The organism is Herbaspirillum frisingense GSF30 (assembly GCF_000300975.2).
GTDB lineage: Bacteria > Pseudomonadota > Gammaproteobacteria > Burkholderiales > Burkholderiaceae_D > Herbaspirillum > Herbaspirillum frisingense.
The window spans coordinates 1-16,620 of the sequence record NZ_AEEC02000008.1; the positions used below are offsets into that span (position 1 = coordinate 1).

A 16,620-nucleotide genomic window follows, 5' to 3' on the forward strand; every position below is an offset into this window, starting at 1 on the left:
CCGTCTGAGCCTGGTCGATCTGCCCACCCCGACAGCCCGACGCGGCGAGATCCTGGTCAAGGTCAAGGCCGCCAGCCTGAACTATCGCGACATCGCCATCCTCTGCGGCGGCTACATGCCTTCCCTGCCATTGCCCTATACCCCCTGTTCGGATGCCTGTGGGGTGGTCGAAGCCGTGGGCGAGGATGTCACCCGTTTCAAGCCTGGTGATCGCGTCATCCCGGTCTATATCCAGGGCTGGCGCGATGGTGCGCTCACGCCCGAGCAACGCAGCAGCGGCAGCCTGGGCGGACCGCTGACCGGCGTGCTGCAGGACTACGTGGTGGTGCCGGCCGAAGACGCCGTGGCCGCGCCGGACTACCTCTCCGACGCCCAGGCCAGCACCCTGCCCATCGCCGCCCTGACCGCCTGGTCCTGTCTGCAGCAAGGCGGCCTGCAGGCCGGCCAGACCGTGCTGGTGCAAGGCACCGGCGGAGTGGCCCTGTTCGCGGCCCAGTTCGCCCGCGCCGCCGGCGCACGGGTGATCGGCCTGACCTCGACGGACGAGAAGGCGCAATTGATGCGCGACATGGGCGTGGACACCGTCATCAACTACCGCCAGACCCCAGCCTGGGGCCAGGCCGTGCGCGCCGCCACCGCGGGGCGCGGCGTGGATATCGTGGTCGAGACCACCGGCAGCAGCCTGGGCGAATCGCTCACGGCGGTGCGCTTCAATGGCTTTGTGGGTGTCATCGGCTTCGTCGGCGGCATGGAAACTCCGCTCAACATCCGCCAGCTGATCGGCCCCATGATCCGCATGCAGGGCGTGGTGGTGGGCTCGCGTGCCGCACTGGAGGCCATGATCCGGATGATGACCATGCACCGCATCGAGCCCCTGATCGACTCCAGCTTCCCGCTGGCGCGGGCGGCCGAAGGCTTTGCCCGCATGCAACGGGGCGAACATGCGGGCAAGATCGTCATTTCCTTCGACTGAACCCACCGGCCAATCCGGTCACTGCCCGCCCGCATGCTTGGCTGCACCCGGCCAAGCGCGTACAATCCCGGCTCAAGCATGCGGACCACGGTCCGCATTTTTGATTTCTGGCGACCTGCCTGCCAGGCCGCCTGATGGACTCCCTGCCGTCAGCCCCGGCCCGTCGATCCCGCCCGATCCGGACCTGCCCGCACGGCAAGCGCCTTCCCGAACTTGCAAGACGCGATCCTCGCATCGCCATGAGTGACCAATGACCAAAGACCTCGCCGCCCACACGCCGATGATGCAGCAGTACCTGCGCATCAAGGCAGATCACCCCAACACGCTGGTGTTCTACCGCATGGGCGATTTCTACGAACTGTTCTTCGACGACGCCGAGAAGGCCTCGCGCCTGATGGGCGTGACCCTGACCCAGCGCGGCTCCTCCAACGGCAATCCGATCAAGATGGCCGGTGTGCCCTTCCACTCGGTGGAGCAATACCTGGCGCGGCTGATCAAGCTGGGCGAGTCGGTGGCGATCTGCGAGCAGATCGGCGACCCTGCCACCAGCAAGGGGCCGGTGGAGCGCAAGGTGGTACGGGTGGTCACGCCCGGCACCCTGACCGACTCTGACCTGCTGCCCGAAAAGGCCGAACGCTGCCTGCTGGCCATGCAATTGCTGCCCTCCAAGTCACGCAAGCAGATGCAGGTGGGCCTGGCCTGGCTGTCCATGGCCAGTGGCGCGCTGAAGATGATGGAATTCACGGTCGAGACCACCCTGCTGGACGGCCGCGTGAAGCAGGAACTGGAACGCATCTCGGCGGCCGAGGTGCTAGTGGCCGATGGCCAGCTGGAACTGTGCGAGCCGCTGCTGCCCAACCGCGCCGTGACGGTGCCGGATTGGCATTTCGACCAGCCCAGCGGAGAAAAGGCCCTGCTGGAACAGTTGAACGTGGCCACCCTGCACGGCTTTGGCGCCGATGGCCTGGGGCCGGCGATCTGCGCGGCCGGCGCGCTGCTGCGCTATGCGCAATCCACCCAGGGGCGCGGCCTGCAGCACGTGCGCACGCTGACGGTCGAGTCCGAGAACGAATTCATCGGCCTGGACGCCGCCACCCGCCGCAACCTCGAACTGACCGAAACCATCCGCGCGCAGGATGCCAATGCGCTGGCGCCCACCCTGTTCTCGACGCTGGATCACTGCCGCACCGCCATGGGCTCGCGCCTGCTGCGCCACTGGCTGCATCACGCGCTGCGCGACCAGCGGGTGGCGCGGGCGCGCCATGCGGCCATCAATGCCCTGATGCGCACCGATGCCTGCTCGGGCCTGTCGGCCACCTTGGCGGCCGTACCCGACATCGAACGCATCACCACCCGCATCGCCCTGCTGTCGGCCCGTCCGCGCGACCTGGCCGGCCTGCGCGCCGGCCTGCAACAACTGGGCTCGCTGCGCGCCTATGTGGAAATGTGCGGACGTGACGCCGATGCGCCACTCCTGGGCCAGTTGCATGAAGACCTGGCCACGCCGGTGGAATGCCTGGACCTGCTGGAACGCGCCATCATGCTGGAACCGGCTGCCATGGTGCGCGATGGCGGCGTGATCGCACGCGGCTTCGATGCCGAGCTCGATGAACTGCGCGGCCTGTCCGAAAACGCCGGCCAGTACCTGCTGGAACTGGAGGCCCGCGAGCGCGAGCGCACCGGCATCGCCAACCTGCGGGTGGAATACAACAAGGTGCATGGCTTCTACATCGAAGTCACGCACGGCCAGACCGACAAGGTGCCGGAAGACTACCGCCGCCGTCAGACGCTGAAGAACGCCGAGCGCTACATCATCCCCGAGCTCAAGGCCTTCGAGGACAAGGCGCTGTCGGCGCAGGAACGTTCGCTGTCGCGCGAGAAGTTCCTCTATGAACAGCTTCTCAACGACATGGGCGAGCACATCCTGCGCCTGCAGTCCATCGCCCACGCGCTGGCCCAGCTCGACACCCTGGTCGCCCTGGCCGACCATGCCGTGCGCAACAACTGGTGCGCGCCGCAGCTGGTGGACGAACCCTGCATCCAGATCGAGCAGGGCCGCCACCCGGTGGTGGAAAACCAGATCGAGCGCTTCATCGCCAACGACTGCCAACTGGCGGCCGAACGCAAGCTGCTGCTGATCACCGGCCCAAACATGGGCGGTAAGTCGACCTTCATGCGCCAGGTGGCGTTGATCACGCTGCTGGCCTACGTGGGCAGCTTCGTGCCGGCCAGCGGTGCCGTGATCGGCCCCATCGACCGCATCTTCACCCGTATCGGTGCAGCCGACGACCTGGCCGGCGGACGCTCGACCTTCATGGTGGAGATGACCGAATCGGCCTCCATCCTCAACAACGCCACCGAGCATTCGCTGGTGCTGATGGACGAGGTCGGGCGCGGCACCTCCACCTTCGACGGCTTGGCGCTGGCCTGGGCCATCGCCAAGCACCTCATCGACGTGACGCGCAGCTTTACGCTCTTCGCCACCCACTATTTCGAACTGACGCAGTTGCCGGACATCCATCCCACGGCGGCCAACGTCCACCTCTCGGCGGTGGAGCACAAGGACAGCATCGTCTTCCTGCACGCGGTACAAAGCGGCCCGGCCTCGCAGAGCTACGGCCTGCAGGTGGCGCAGCTGGCCGGCGTGCCGGCGCCGGTGATCCGCGCGGCCCGCAAGCACCTGTCGGCGCTGGAAAGCCAGTCCATGCAACCGACGCCGCAGTTTGACCTGTTCAGTGCGCCGGCCTTCATTGAATCGGAGTCGGACGTGAAGCAACAGGATGCCCTGGCTGAACGCAACGCCCTTGAGGTGGTCGAACCTGATCCGCTGGCCCAGGCCCTGCTGCAATCGCTGGACGGCATCGACCCCGATGCCCTCACGCCGCGCCAGGCGCTGGAGGCGCTGTATCAGCTCAAGGCCCTGAGCCGGGCTCAATAAGAGGCTGCCTCCGGTCAGCCCCCTACCACCGCAGAGAGACTGCATGACGAGCCGCCCGGTCCCACGCATCCTGCTGTACACCCTGCTGACCGTGGCCACCGCCCTGGTGGCCGGTCGCGGCTGGGCGGCGCCGCAGGATTTCTCGTTCGGCGTCATCAACCACGCCCTGGCTGGCAGTGCCGGCGAGGAAAAACTGCGGCGCGAGATTGCCGAGACCGATGCCGACAACCTGGCCTTTGTGGTGGTCAACGGCATCAAGTCGCCCTCGGAAAGCTGCGACGACAATCTCTACAGCCAGCGTCACGAGATGCTGTCGCAGGCGCAGAACGGTATCTTCCTGTCGCTGGCCGGCAGCGACTGGATCACCTGCCGCGACCGCGAAAACCGCTCGGATGCCATCGAACGACTGGCGCGCATGCGCGACATCTTCTATGCCGGCGAATTCTCGCTGGGGGCCACCCGCCTGCCGATGTTGCGCCAGTCGCTCACGCCCAAGTTCCGCAGCTATGCCGAAAACACCCGCTGGGAAGTCGGCAACGTGCTCTTCGCCACCGTCAATCTGCCGGCCGGCAACAATCATTTCCTGCTCGACGGCGGCCGCAACAACGAGTTCGAGGACAGGCTGATCGCCAACCGCAACTGGCTGCAGCACCTGTTCGCCTTTGCGGCATTGAAGAAGAGCGCGGCCATCGTCTTCTTCAGCGACGGCAATCCCTTTGGCCCGCCACCGCGACGCTCCTTCTTCCGCGCCCAGCGCGACGGCTTTGCGGAGACGCGGCGCCTGTTCTCCGAACTGGCCGGCAAGTTCCCCGGTCGCGTGCTGGTGGTGCATGCGCAGGCGCCCAAGGCCAAGGCCCCGGCGCACATCCTGTGGACGGGCAACCTCGGCAATGTGGGCGTGGGGGAGCGTTGGCTCAAGGTTGTGGTGGACGATCACCTGCCCCAGTTGTTCGCCGTCGCCGATGCCGATGGAGAACGGCGCTAGAAGGGCCTCCCCTTCCTTTTGATTCAGAAAAAACAAACGCCCGCAGAATAATTCTGCGGGCGTTTTGTCTTCTTGCTTGATCTGCTGCCTCAGCGTCGGCTGCCTGGATCACCCTGCAGCCATCCGTTCAGCAATCAGTTCAGCGGCTGGCTACGGAAATGATCGCCGGCTTCGCCGTCATCTTCATCATGGTGGTGATGATGACCATGGGCGCCATGCACGTGGCCGTGGGCGACTTCTTCTTCGGAGGCGGCACGCACTTCGGTCACGTTCAGCTCGAAGCGCAGGGCGATGCCGGCCAGCGGGTGGTTGCCATCCAGCACGGCCTTGCCGTCGGCCACTTCGGTGACGGTGAAGATGACCGATTCTTCGCTGTCGTCGTCGGGCGAACCTTCGAACTGCATGCCCACTTCCAGCGGCTGCGGCAGACGCTCGACGGGTTCGATCTTGACCAGCTCGGAGTCGTATTCGCCGAAGGCATCTTCCGGTTCGACCTGGATGGTGGTGCTGTAACCGGTTTCCTTGCCGTCCAGTGCTTCTTCGATCTTGGGCAGGGTGTTCTGGTAACCGCCGTGCAGGTAGACCATCGGCTCGCTGCTCTGCTCGATCAGGTTGTTCTGGGCATCCGACAGCTTGTAGTTGACGGAAACGACGGTATTCTTTGCGATCTTCATCGTAAGGGTCCTTTGTATCGATAGTGGTGCGGGAGCGGCAGGTATTGCGGTCTGGTCGCGCGGGACACCTGCCACCCGGGTTGGGGCCTAAGAACCATCCCCTTGCCATTCCCGCGAGGCAAGGACTCTTTCAAACGGTTTCTCGACCCGGGAATTATACCTGCATCAAACTTCACCACCGCCGATGCCGTACGGCCGCGCCCCGACGCCTATAATGGCGGGCATGAAAAAACTCGATCTGCTCGGCGGCATCACGCCCGCCCAATTCCTGCGTGACTACTGGCACAAGAAGCCACTGCTGATCCGCAATGCCATTCCCGGTTTTTCCCCGCCCCTGCCGCGCCAGGAACTGTTCGACCTGGCCCGGCACGAGGACGTCGAGTCGCGCCTGATCACCCATCGCGAAGATGGCTGGGACATGCAGCACGGCCCGTTCAACAAGCTCCCGCCCTTGAAGCAAAAGGCCTGGACCCTGCTGGTACAGGGCGTGAACCTGCATCACCCCGCGGCCGATGCCTTGCTGCGCCAGTTCCGCTTCGTACCCGATGCGCGCCTGGATGACCTGATGATCAGCTACGCCACCGACGGCGGCGGTGTCGGTCCGCACTTCGATTCCTACGACGTATTCCTGCTGCAGGCCCATGGCCAGCGCCGCTGGCGCATCAGCGCCCAGAATGACCTGACGCTGGAAGAAGGCGTGCCACTGAAGATTCTGAGCCACTTCCAGCCGGAAGAAGAATTCATCCTGGAACCCGGCGACATGCTCTATCTGCCGCCGCATTACGCCCATGACGGCGTGGCCGTGGGTGAATGCATGACCTATTCGGTGGGCTTCCGCGCACCGGCCTACCAGGAACTGGGCGAGTCCTTCCTGGAATTCATGATGGATACCATCGACCTGCCTGGCCGCTATGCCGATCCGGATCTCAAGACCAGCGCCCGCCCGGCCGAATTGCAGGCGGACATGATCACGCGCATCCGCGACGAACTCAACAAGATCCGCTTCACCGACGACGACATCACCATCTTCCTGGGTGAGCATCTGTCGGAGCCCAAACCCAGCGTTTTCTTCGAGCCACGCGGCGAGGAAATTTCATTTGCTCGCTTTTTCCAGGGGGCCAAGAAACGTGGTCTGGTATTGCATCGCAAGACCCGCATGCTGTATCGCGGCTCGCACGTGTTCATCAACGGCGAATCCTTCCAGGTCGGACGTCAGGACAAGACCATTCTTGCCCGTCTGGCGGACTCCCGCGCACTCGAAAAAACCGATTTCGCGCTGGCCTCGGAAGACCTGCTGGAAGCCCTCCACCAGTGGTATGAAAGTGGCTGGATCGAATTTGTTTGAGAATGCTTCAACTTTAAGTGGAAGCGACCTCGAAATCACTTTAGGAAATCTCTGGAACCGGCTCCAGCAAAGGCCTTCCGGGCGCATGGTTTTAGATGTAAGAACTTACAAATTCTTACGAAAAAGATAGGCGCCGGTGTGATTTCGGAAAAAAATAGCTATAATGATGGGCTGAGAAGTTTTCGTTGTCCGGAGATGTTTCGGCAGTAAAAAGAAGCAAGAACCGAAGCCCGACCGCAAGGTCTTAGCCTGCGGCGAAAGCCTCCCAGTAGAGCGATAATTACCGGTAATTATTCATCGCACAATTTTTAAATATTGAAGGAATATTCATGAAAAAGACTCTGTTGATCGCTTCGTTGTTGGCTGTTGCCCTGGCTGCTTGCGGCAAGAAGGAAGAAGCTCCTGCACCTGCTGCTGCTCCCGCTGCTGAAGCTCCTGCCGCTGCAGCTCCTGCTGCTGACGCAAAGCCGGCTGATGCCGCTCCTGCTGCTGCCCCGGCTGCTGACGCCGCTGCTCCGGCTGCTGACGCTGCCAAGCCTGCTGACGCTGCTCCGGCCGCTGACGCAAAGCCGGCTGAAGCCGCTCCTGCCAAGTAATCTTCGGATTATTGTCAGAAAAACCGGTCGCAAGACCGGTTTTTTTTCGTCCAGATTTTCCCCGCACTCTTCGACACGTCCAGGCCAATTCAGGCGGCGGACATCTGTCCTCCTGCCCCCCCTCGCCAATCCCTCCAGAACGCATCAGAACGCGCTACAAGCCATTGCAGCACGCTGATTGCCCCATCGGACTGACAAAGCACTGACAGCGTATCCAGCAGGCTTTGGCAATCTCTTGCTGTCGCCCGATGGACATGCGCGTCAATGCGACCAACAATGAATGAATGCGCAGCAAATGAGCAGCAGGCCGCAGGAAAGAGAAACAAATTGTTTCTGCCGCGCCGCAGGAAGATCTGACAGAACGCTGACCGGCTCGCGTTTGATCAGACGTCCAGCCAGGCGAAGCCTTCTGCCTGGCAGGCGATGCCGATGCCACCGAAGGTCGGCCCGAGGACGCTTTCGATCGCCGCGCGCGCCAGTTCCGGCGTGTTGTTCTGCTGACTGAGATGCGCGCCGATGACGCGTTTGAGCCGGCTCTTGTCGAGCAGGCGCAGGATGTCGGCGCTGGCGTCATTGGCCAGGTGGCCGTAGTCGCCGCCGATGCGGCGCTTGAGGAAGGCGGGATAGGGCGAGCGATCCAGCATCTCGCGGTCGTGATTGCATTCCAGCAGCAGCGAATCGCAAGCGCCCAGCGCCTGCACCAGGTGGGCGGTCGGCTGACCGGCATCGGTCAACACGCCCAGGCGCCGGTCACCGTCGCCGGCCACATACTGGATGGGCTCCCGGGCATCATGCGGAACGGTGTAGGGGGACAATTCAAGATCGCCGATGGCGATCTTCTGACCATCGGCACAGAAACGCACATCGACATCGGCAGCCTGCTCGGCCACCGCCTGCCAGGTGCCATAACTGAGCCAGACCGGAATGCGATAGCGTCGCGCGAACTTGAACACGCCACTGACGTGATCCGAGTGCTCGTGCGTGACGACGATGGCGGCGACGTCGGAGGGGTCCAGCCCCAGGCGCAGAATGCGCTTTTCGGCTTCGCGCAAAGTAAAGCCGCAGTCCAGCATGACCGTGGTCCCCGAGGAGGGACGCTGGTCGCCGGCTGCGGCCGAGATCAGCAGCGCATTGCCTTCGCTGCCGCTACCGAGGCTCGCGAACTTCATCTGAGCCCCGGGTCCTGATTACTTCAGTTGCTCGTTGAGCAGGCCCAGGATCTTGTCGGAAATACCCGAGGTATCCGGACCACCCTCGCCGTTCTGGACGGTGATATTGCTGCTGTCGGAACCGGCGCCCTTGACCACGATGCGGTACTTGGCGGCCTTCTTGTCCTTGTCCTTGGAGCTGAAGATGCGCGAGAAGAAACCGTCATCCTTCTTGTCCTTGGCGTCCTGGTTCTGGTCGACGTAACGGACAAAATAGATGCCCTGGCTGCGATCGCGGTCTTCCACGGTGAAGCCGACGCGATCCAGCGCCAGGCCGACGCGGCGCCATGCGCGGTCGAAGCCTTCATCGACTTGCACGCTGGTGCCCGCCACACCCTTCTGCAGACGCGAACGTGCCTGCAGCGACGGAGCATTGGCCACGGCGGCCTTGGCCTTGGTCTCTTCAGCACCCAGGCGCACCATCAGGCGCGACAGGAATTCGGCTTCCAGGCCCGGATCGGAGGGACGCGCGGTCCACACCGAGGTTTCCTTGGCCGAACCGGTCAGCACTTCCTCGGCGCCACGATGGCTGATGAAGATCTCGGTGGTGCCGTTCGGGCCACGTTCCAGACGGGTGCGGAACTTGTCACGCTCGCCGGTGGAATACAGGGAATCGAACACCTTGCCCAGCGTGTTGCGGATGAAGTCCTGGGGAATCTTGGCGCGGTTCTCGGCCCAGTCGGTTTCCATGACGCCGGTATCGGGCGATTCGACGTTGATCAGGAAACCGTTGTCCTGCCAGAAGTCCTTGATCTGCGACCACAGTTGTTCCGGGCTCTGCTTGACCACCAGCCAGCGCTGCGAACCGTCGCGTTCGATGCGGATTTCGTCGCCCTTGGCAGTCGGTGCCACGGAGGTGACTTCGGTGGTCGGCTTGTTCTGCTGCTCCAGCTGGTAGCCGGATGCGGTCGCCACGCCCTTGTTGGCCTCGGGGATGGAATAACGGTTGTCGCGCTGCAGCTGGGTCAGGTCGGGCGGCACTTCCAGACGCGGGCCACGTGCCTTTTCCGCGCTCTTGTAATCGATACGGTCCCCTTCGAGCATGTTGCCGATGGAGGAACATCCTGCCAGTCCGGCCAGCGCCAGTGCGATGACGATACTGCGTTGGGTAATTGTGTACGCGGAGCGGGATACCGGACGAACGTTCTTGCTATTAGTCATATCGTTACTATTGAAAGCGGAATCGGATTTCAGGAGACCTGCGCCAAAGCGGCCAAGCCGATTATTTTAATACACCGGACTCGCGCAGGGCCGCGCGCACGGTGTCGTGGTAAGCCGCTCCCAGCGGCGCCAGCGGCAGACGCATGCCGGAAGGAATGAGGCCCATTTCCTGCATGGCCCACTTCAGCGGCACCGGGTTGGGTTCGACGAAGAGCTTGTTGTGCAGGGGCAGCAGCTTGTTGTTCAGTTCCACGGCACGGGCGATGTTGCCGCTCATGGCGGCCACGCACAGTTCGTGCATGTCGCGCGGGGCGACGTTGGCGGTGACCGAGATGTTGCCGGCGCCGCCGTACAGCATCAGCGCGATGGCGGTGGCGTCGTCACCCGAATAGACCGCGAAGCTCTTGGGCGCCAGGCGGATCAGGTCGGTGCCGCGGGCGATGTTGCCGGTGGCATCCTTCACGCCGACGATGCCCTTGACCTGCGCCAGGCGCAGGATGGTCTCGTTGCTCATGTCGGCGACCGTACGGCCGGGCACGTTGTACAGGATCACCGGCAGATCCACCGCTTCGGCGATGGTCTTGAAGTGCAGGTACATGCCTTCCTGGGTCGGACGGTTGTAGTACGGCACCACCTGCAGCGAGGCATCGGCACCGACCTTCTTGGCGAAGGCGGTCAGTTCGATCGCTTCGGCGGTGGAATTGCCACCGGTACCGGCGATGATGGGGATGCGCTTGGCCGTGTGCTCGACCGCGACCTTGATCAGTTCGCAGTGCTCTTCCATCGAGACGGTGGGCGATTCGCCGGTGGTACCGACGATGACGATGCTGTCAGTTCCCTCGGCGATATGCCAGTCGATCAGCTTGCGCAGGCCATCGTAATCGAGGCTGCCGTCCGGATGCATGGGAGTGACGATTGCAACAATGCTACCCTTGATCATGGTGTGCGTGCTTTAGGTAATGGTCAAAATAAAGGCCTGATTGTAGCGGATAGACGCCTCAACAGGTCAATTTTGCCGGTGCTTCAGATGAAGGCCGGCGTAAAAATACGGGAAGAGCGCAGGTTTTCGCCCTCACCGGTCGGACTTGCCGGAGCTCAATAGCCCAGCCCCATCGCCTCGCGTACGTCACGCATGGTGTCCTGGGCCAGCTTGCGGGCCTTTTCGCAGCCATCGGCAACGATGGCGCGCACCAGCGAGGGATCGTCCAGATAAGGCTGCGCGCGCTCCAGCATCGGTTGCTGCTCCTGCAGGATGGCATCGATCACCGGTTGCTTGCATTCCAGGCAACCAATGCCGGCCGACCGGCAACCCTTGGCCACCCAATCCTTCACTTCCGCCGGGGAATAGACCTGGTGGAATTGCCATACCGGGCATTTCTCCGGATCGCCCGGGTCGCTGCGGCGCACCCGCTGCGGGTCGGTCGGCATGGTCTTGACCTTCTTGGTGACCGATTCCTTGTCTTCGCGCAGGGCGATGGCATTGCCATAGCTCTTGGACATCTTGGCGCCATCCAGGCCCGGCAGGCGCGAGGCCTCGGTCAGCATGGCCTGCGGCTCGGTCAGGATCAGTTTGCGGCTGCCTTCGAGATAGCCGAACAGACGTTCACGATCGATCATCGACAGGTTCTGGGCATCGTCCAGCATGGCCTTGGCCTGCTCCAGCGCCTCGTCGTCGCCCTTTTCCTGGAATTGCGTACGCAGCTCCAGATACAGCCTGGCGCGCTTGCTGCCCAGTTTGCGGGTCGCGGCCAGGGCCTTTTCCTCGAATCCCTTTTCCTTGCCGTACAGATGGTTAAAGCGGCGCGCGATCTCGCGCATGATCTCGATGTGCGGCACCTGGTCTTCGCCCACCGGCACCTGGCTGGCGCGGTAGATCAGCACGTCGGCCGCCTGCAGCAGCGGATAGCCGAGGAAACCATAGGTCGCCAGGTCGCGGTCGGCCAGCTTCTCCTGCTGGTCCTTGTAGGTGGGCACGCGCTCCAGCCAGCCCAGCGGGGTGGCCATGGACAGCAGCAGGTGCAGCTCCGCATGTTCCGGCACGCGCGACTGGATGAACAACGTCGCCTGGGCCGGATCGACACCGGCCGCCAGCCAGTCGATGACCATCTCCCAGGTGCTGGTCTCGATCACCGAGGGATCGTCGTAATGGGTGGTCAGTGCATGCCAGTCGGCCACGAAGAACAGGCAGGGCAATTCGGATTGCAACTTGACCCAGTTCTTCAGGGCGCCATGATAGTGGCCCAGGTGCAGCGCGCCGGTGGGGCGCATGCCGGAGACGACGCGATCAGGATACATGGCAGTAGGCTAGGTGGTAAGGAGGGAAAATCATGCGGATCATCACGTTGGCCGCTTCAGTCAGTGGAACAGCAAGGTGATCGGATAGGTAATGAGCTGCAGCACCAGACCGGCACCGTACATCACCGGTGCCATCCACCAGGTATAGATCACCTTGAGCAGCACCAGCGCCATGACGATGAAGAAGCCATAGGGCTCGATCTGGGCGAATTTATAGGCGTACTTGTTGGGCAACAGGCTGGTGAGGATGCGACCGCCATCCAGCGGCGGGATCGGGAACAGGTTGAAGGCGAACATCACCAGGTTGGTCAATACACCGGCCTTGGCCATGAGGGTAAAGAATTCCTCTTGCACGCCCCCCAGCGCCAGAGCGTAGATGGCAATCATCCACAGCAGTGCCATGAGGAAATTGGCAGCCGGACCGGCCAGCGAGACCCAGGCCATGTCGCGCTTGGGCTTGCGCAAGTGGCCGAAGTTGATCGGCACCGGCTTGGCATAACCGAACAGGAAGGCACCGCTGGTGGCGAAGTACAGCAGGATGGGGATGAGGATGGTGCCGAAGGGATCGATGTGCTTGAGCGGGTTCAGGCTCATGCGCCCCATGGAATAGGCGGTATTGTCGCCGAAGAACTTGGCGGCATAGGCATGCGCCGCCTCGTGCAGGGTGATGGCGAAGAGCACGGGCAGCGCGTAGACCGCGACAGTCTGGATGAGATCGTTCATGGGCGGGGATTTTATCAGAGGGGCAACATGGCGCTTGGGAATTCAAGCCCGGCGGGCTCTTGAAGCAAGAAATCGCTGGCTCAGGCGGCTTGCAGACCGAAGATGCCGGCATCTCCCCTGCCCTGGCGCACCAGCACCGGCTGTTCATCGTCGGTGAGGTCGATGACGGTAGTCGGCTCCAGGCTGCAGGCGCCGCTGTCGATGACCAGGTCGATCTGCTTTTCCAGATGGCTGCGGATATCGTCGGCGCTGGTCAGCGGCAGGTCTTCGTCCGGCAGGATCAGGGTGGTGCCCAGCAGCGGCTGGCCCAGTTCTTCCAGCAGCATGTGGGCGATGCGGTTTTCCGGCACGCGCAGGCCGATGGTCTTGCGCGAGGGATGCGACAGGCGGCGCGGCACTTCCTTGGTGGCTTCCAGGATGAAGGTATAGGCCCCCGGGGTGGCCGCCTTGAGCAGGCGGTACTGGCGATTGTCGACCTTGGCGTACTGGGCGATCTCGGAGAGGTCGCGGCACAGCAGGGTCAGGTGGTGCTTGTCGTCCACGCCGCGGATGCGACGCACACGCTCCACCGCATCCTTGTTGTCGAGCTGGCAGACCAGTGCATAACAGGAGTCGGTCGGCAGGGCCACCAGGCCGCCCTTGTGGATGATCTGCGCAGCCTGCTTGATCAGGCGCAGTTGCGGGTTCTCAGGGTGAATCTCGAAAAACTGGCTCATGATGCGGTTTCCGTTTCCATTTCCAATACCAAATCGCTTTCAATTCGTAAAAAGCACAACGGCGGTGTCGCCACCGCCGTTGTCGCTGCCCGCCGGGCTTAACGCTGGCCGCGCAGGGCGGCGATACGCTGTTCCAGCGGCGGGTGCGTCGAGAACAGTTCCATGAAGCCGGGCTTGTCACTGATGCCCAGGGCCGCCATGTTCTGCGGCAGGCCTTCGGGCGAGAAACCGCCCAGCCGCGCCAGCGCATTGATCATCGGCTGCGGCGTACCCAGCAGTCGGGCCGCACCGGCGTCGGCACGAAACTCGCGGTGGCGCGAAAACCAGGCCACGATCATCGAAGCACCGATGCCGAAGACGATCTGGCAGACCAGCACCGTCACGGTATAGCCGATGCCGGGACCGGATTCGTCGTTGTTGCGGCGCAGGGCCGAATCGACGAAGTAACCCACCACCCGCGACAGGAACACCACGAAGGTATTCACCACGCCCTGGATCAGCGTCATGGTGACCATGTCGCCATTGGCGATGTGCGCCACCTCGTGGCCCAGCACGGCTTCCACCTCGTCCTGCGTCATGCCCTGCAGCAGCCCGGTGGAGACCGCCACCAGGGCCGAGTCCTTGAACGCGCCGGTGGCGAAGGCATTGGGCTCGCCGTCATAGACCGCCACTTCCGGCATGCCGATGCCGGCGCGCTGGGCCAGCTTGCCGACGGTCTGCAGCAGCCAGGCCTCGGTGCCGTTCATGGGCGTCTCGATCACCCTGGCGCCGGTGGACCACTTGGCCATGCTCTTGCTCATCAGCAAGGAAATGATGGAGCCCGTGAAGCCGACCACCAGCGAGAACACCAGCAGCATCGGCAGGTTCAGGCCGGACCGGGTCAGGAAGCGGTCCACGCCCAACAGCGACAAGATGACGCTCATCACGACCAGCACGGCGATATTGGTCGCAATAAACAACAAGATGCGTTTCATGGGGAAAACTCCTATCGGGAAAGTGGTTATTAGATAGGAGTCCGGCCCCGGAAATCAAGGGCAAGCTCGGCCATGGGAGCAGTTTTCGCCGGCCTGCAGCCCCGGCTTGCAGCTCCGACTTACAGTCCCCAGTCGTGCCACACCGGCTTGACGCCCGTCGGCAAGGCCGGCAGACCGCCCAGGTCCACACGCGACTCGCCGGGGCCATGGAAGTCCGAGCCCATCGACGCCAGGAAGCCATAGCTGCGCGCCACCTGGGCGTATTCCTGATACTGCTCGGGGGTATGGCTGCCGGTATTGACCTCGATGGCGGCGCCGCCGAACTGCTTGAATTCATCGAACAGCGCGCCGAACTGGGTCTGGCTGTACTTGTAGCGGCCCGGATGGGCGATCACTGCCACCCCGCCGGCCCCGCGTATCCAGCGCACCGCCTCTTCCAGCGTGGCCCAGCGGTGCGGCACGTAGCCCGGCTTGCCTTCGGTGAGGTAGTTGGCGAAGACTTCCTTGGTATCGCCACACTGGCCGCACTCGACCAGATAGCGGGCGAAGTGGGTGCGCGAGATCAGGTCCGGGTTGCCCACATGCTTGAGCGCGCCTTCATAGGCGCCGCAGATGCCGTACTGGTCCAGCGCCTGGGCGATCTCGCGGGCGCGGCGCTCGCGGCCGTTGCGGGTGGCGGCCAGCCCCTCGACCAGCGCGCGGTTGGTCTCGTCGATGCGCAGGCCGACGATGTGCACCGTCTGCCCGGCCCAGGTGACCGAGATTTCCACCCCGCCCACATGTTGCAGGCCCAGCGCCTGCGCCGCCGCGCGGGCACGCGCCACGCCACCGACTTCGTCGTGATCGGTCAGCGCCCACACGCCCACGCCGTTGGCCTTGGCACGCGCGGCCACCTCCTCCGGCGGCAACATGCCGTCGGAGACGTTGGAGTGGCAATGCAGGTCGAACTTGAGCTCAGACATAGGAATGCGCGATGACTCGGGCCGGTCGCTTGTGGCTGCCGCCGATCAGGGAATGCGGGGTGATTGGAATACCTCCATTCTACGCCCTTCGTCCCTGCCCCGCTCAGGCCGGCCGTGCCAGGAAGGTCTCGATGAGCTGCGCCAGCCGCTCGGGCTGGTCGTGGTGCAGCATGTGGCCGGCCTGGTCGATCATCTCGACCCGGGTGCGCGGGATGCAGGCGATGCGACGATCGATTTCCTCGCGCTTGAGCGAGGCCGGACCGAAGAAGCGGCCGATGTCGCTGTCGGTCGCTTCGATCCACAGCACCGGCGCGGTGATGCGGCGCCAGCAGGCCATCATCTCGTCCACCCGATACAGGATGGGGCTGACCTGCTTGTGCGCCGGATCACCCAGGATCTGCCACAGTCCGCTGCCATCCTGCTGCGCCCAGTGTTGCGCCAGGAACGCGGCACGCTCGTCGGACAGGCGCGCATTGTTCTTCTGCAGGCGCGTGGCCACCTCTTCCAGCGTGGCATAGCCACGCAGCAGCGGCGGGCTCTTGATCTCGTCCAGCCATTGCACGAACCGGCCCGGTGCCTGCTCGGGCTTGGCCGTGGGCAGGCCCAGGCCTTCCAGATTGATCAGGCGGGCGATGCGCTCCGGGCGCAGCCCCGCATAGAGCGTCACCACATTGCCGCCCATGCTGTGGCCCAGCAGGTTGATGGCTTCCCCGGGCGCATGGTGGTCGATGATGGCCTCCAGATCGGCCAGGTAGTCAGGGAACCAGTAGGCATCTGCCGGGCTGCGCTCGCTCAGGCCAAAGCCGCGCCAGTCGGGCGCGATCACGTGCCACTCGCGCTGCAGCGCGTCGACCATGAACTGGAACGAGGCCGACATATCCATCCAGCCGTGGAACATGAAGATCTTGGGCGCCTGCGGGTCGCCCCAGTGACGGATGTGATAGCGCAGGCCGCGTACGGTAAGGAATTCGGAACGTGAAGCGTGCTTGGCGATGGTCGGATGCATGTCGTTTTCTTTGTTATCGGTGCTGCAAGGCGGGACTACGAAAGATCAAGCAGCAAAGTATAGA

Annotated in this window: 15 protein-coding genes; 5 read left to right on the forward strand and 10 right to left on the reverse strand. The window is 63.4% G+C overall.

Annotated features, from left to right (window positions below; translation table 11 throughout):
• The 3 genes from HFRIS_RS07525 to HFRIS_RS07535 form a co-directional block, all read left to right on the forward strand.
• A partial coding sequence (locus HFRIS_RS07525) for a zinc-dependent alcohol dehydrogenase family protein (RefSeq protein WP_006462691.1) occupies positions 1–973 on the forward strand: 973 nt, incomplete at its 5' end.
• Between the two features lie 250 nt (positions 974–1,223).
• Entirely contained in the window at positions 1,224–3,911 is a 2,688-nt protein-coding gene (gene mutS / locus HFRIS_RS07530; RefSeq protein WP_006462692.1) for a DNA mismatch repair protein MutS, read from the forward strand.
• A 43-nt stretch (positions 3,912–3,954) separates the two neighbouring features.
• Complete coding sequence (locus HFRIS_RS07535) at positions 3,955–4,896, forward strand: hypothetical protein (protein ID WP_006462694.1); 942 nt, start codon at positions 3,955–3,957, stop codon at positions 4,894–4,896.
• Positions 4,897–5,030: 134 nt separating this feature from the next.
• Here HFRIS_RS07535 and HFRIS_RS07540 read toward each other — a convergent pair whose 3' ends face one another.
• Positions 5,031–5,570, reverse strand: a complete 540-nt coding sequence (locus tag HFRIS_RS07540) for an FKBP-type peptidyl-prolyl cis-trans isomerase (RefSeq protein ID WP_006462695.1) — start codon at positions 5,568–5,570, stop codon at positions 5,031–5,033.
• A 223-nt stretch (positions 5,571–5,793) separates the two neighbouring features.
• Here HFRIS_RS07540 and HFRIS_RS07545 point away from each other — a divergent pair, with 223 nt between their 5' ends.
• Both HFRIS_RS07545 and HFRIS_RS25805 read left to right on the forward strand, forming a co-directional pair.
• On the forward strand, positions 5,794–6,915 hold the full coding sequence (locus HFRIS_RS07545) for a ribosomal protein uL16 3-hydroxylase (RefSeq protein WP_006462696.1): 1,122 nt from the start codon (positions 5,794–5,796) through the stop codon (positions 6,913–6,915).
• A gap of 329 nt (positions 6,916–7,244) precedes the next feature.
• Complete coding sequence (locus HFRIS_RS25805) at positions 7,245–7,511, forward strand: hypothetical protein (protein ID WP_039874891.1); 267 nt, start codon at positions 7,245–7,247, stop codon at positions 7,509–7,511.
• Between the two features lie 383 nt (positions 7,512–7,894).
• On the opposite strand, the gene HFRIS_RS07555 is transcribed toward HFRIS_RS25805, so the two are convergent.
• The 9 genes from HFRIS_RS07555 to HFRIS_RS07595 form a co-directional block, all read right to left on the reverse strand.
• The gene (locus tag HFRIS_RS07555) at positions 7,895–8,680 is read right to left on the reverse strand and encodes an MBL fold metallo-hydrolase (RefSeq protein ID WP_006462698.1); all 786 of its coding nucleotides are present in this window, start codon (positions 8,678–8,680) and stop codon (positions 7,895–7,897) included.
• A gap of 18 nt (positions 8,681–8,698) precedes the next feature.
• Entirely contained in the window at positions 8,699–9,880 is a 1,182-nt protein-coding gene (bamC, locus tag HFRIS_RS07560; RefSeq protein WP_039874893.1) for an outer membrane protein assembly factor BamC, read from the reverse strand.
• Positions 9,881–9,941: 61 nt separating this feature from the next.
• A complete protein-coding gene (gene dapA / locus HFRIS_RS07565; RefSeq protein ID WP_006462700.1) occupies positions 9,942–10,820 on the reverse strand; it encodes a 4-hydroxy-tetrahydrodipicolinate synthase in 879 nt (292 codons plus the stop codon).
• 155 nt (positions 10,821–10,975) lie between these two features.
• Complete coding sequence (locus HFRIS_RS07570) at positions 10,976–12,175, reverse strand: tryptophan--tRNA ligase (RefSeq protein WP_006462701.1); 1,200 nt, start codon at positions 12,173–12,175, stop codon at positions 10,976–10,978.
• A gap of 60 nt (positions 12,176–12,235) precedes the next feature.
• Positions 12,236–12,898 carry a site-2 protease family protein gene (locus HFRIS_RS07575; protein ID WP_006462702.1) on the reverse strand — a complete coding sequence of 221 codons (663 nt, stop codon included), beginning with the start codon at positions 12,896–12,898 and terminating at the stop codon, positions 12,236–12,238.
• Between the two features lie 80 nt (positions 12,899–12,978).
• On the reverse strand, positions 12,979–13,614 hold the full coding sequence (locus HFRIS_RS07580; RefSeq protein ID WP_006462703.1) for an L-threonylcarbamoyladenylate synthase: 636 nt from the start codon (positions 13,612–13,614) through the stop codon (positions 12,979–12,981).
• 98 nt (positions 13,615–13,712) lie between these two features.
• On the reverse strand, positions 13,713–14,588 hold the full coding sequence (gene htpX / locus HFRIS_RS07585; RefSeq protein ID WP_006462704.1) for a protease HtpX: 876 nt from the start codon (positions 14,586–14,588) through the stop codon (positions 13,713–13,715).
• Between the two features lie 119 nt (positions 14,589–14,707).
• Entirely contained in the window at positions 14,708–15,550 is an 843-nt protein-coding gene (locus tag HFRIS_RS07590; RefSeq protein ID WP_006462705.1) for a 3',5'-nucleoside bisphosphate phosphatase, read from the reverse strand.
• 103 nt (positions 15,551–15,653) lie between these two features.
• Positions 15,654–16,556 (reverse strand): alpha/beta fold hydrolase, encoded by a 903-nt coding sequence (locus tag HFRIS_RS07595; RefSeq protein ID WP_006462706.1) that lies wholly within the window; start codon positions 16,554–16,556, stop codon positions 15,654–15,656.
• Positions 16,557–16,620 lie beyond the last annotated feature (64 nt).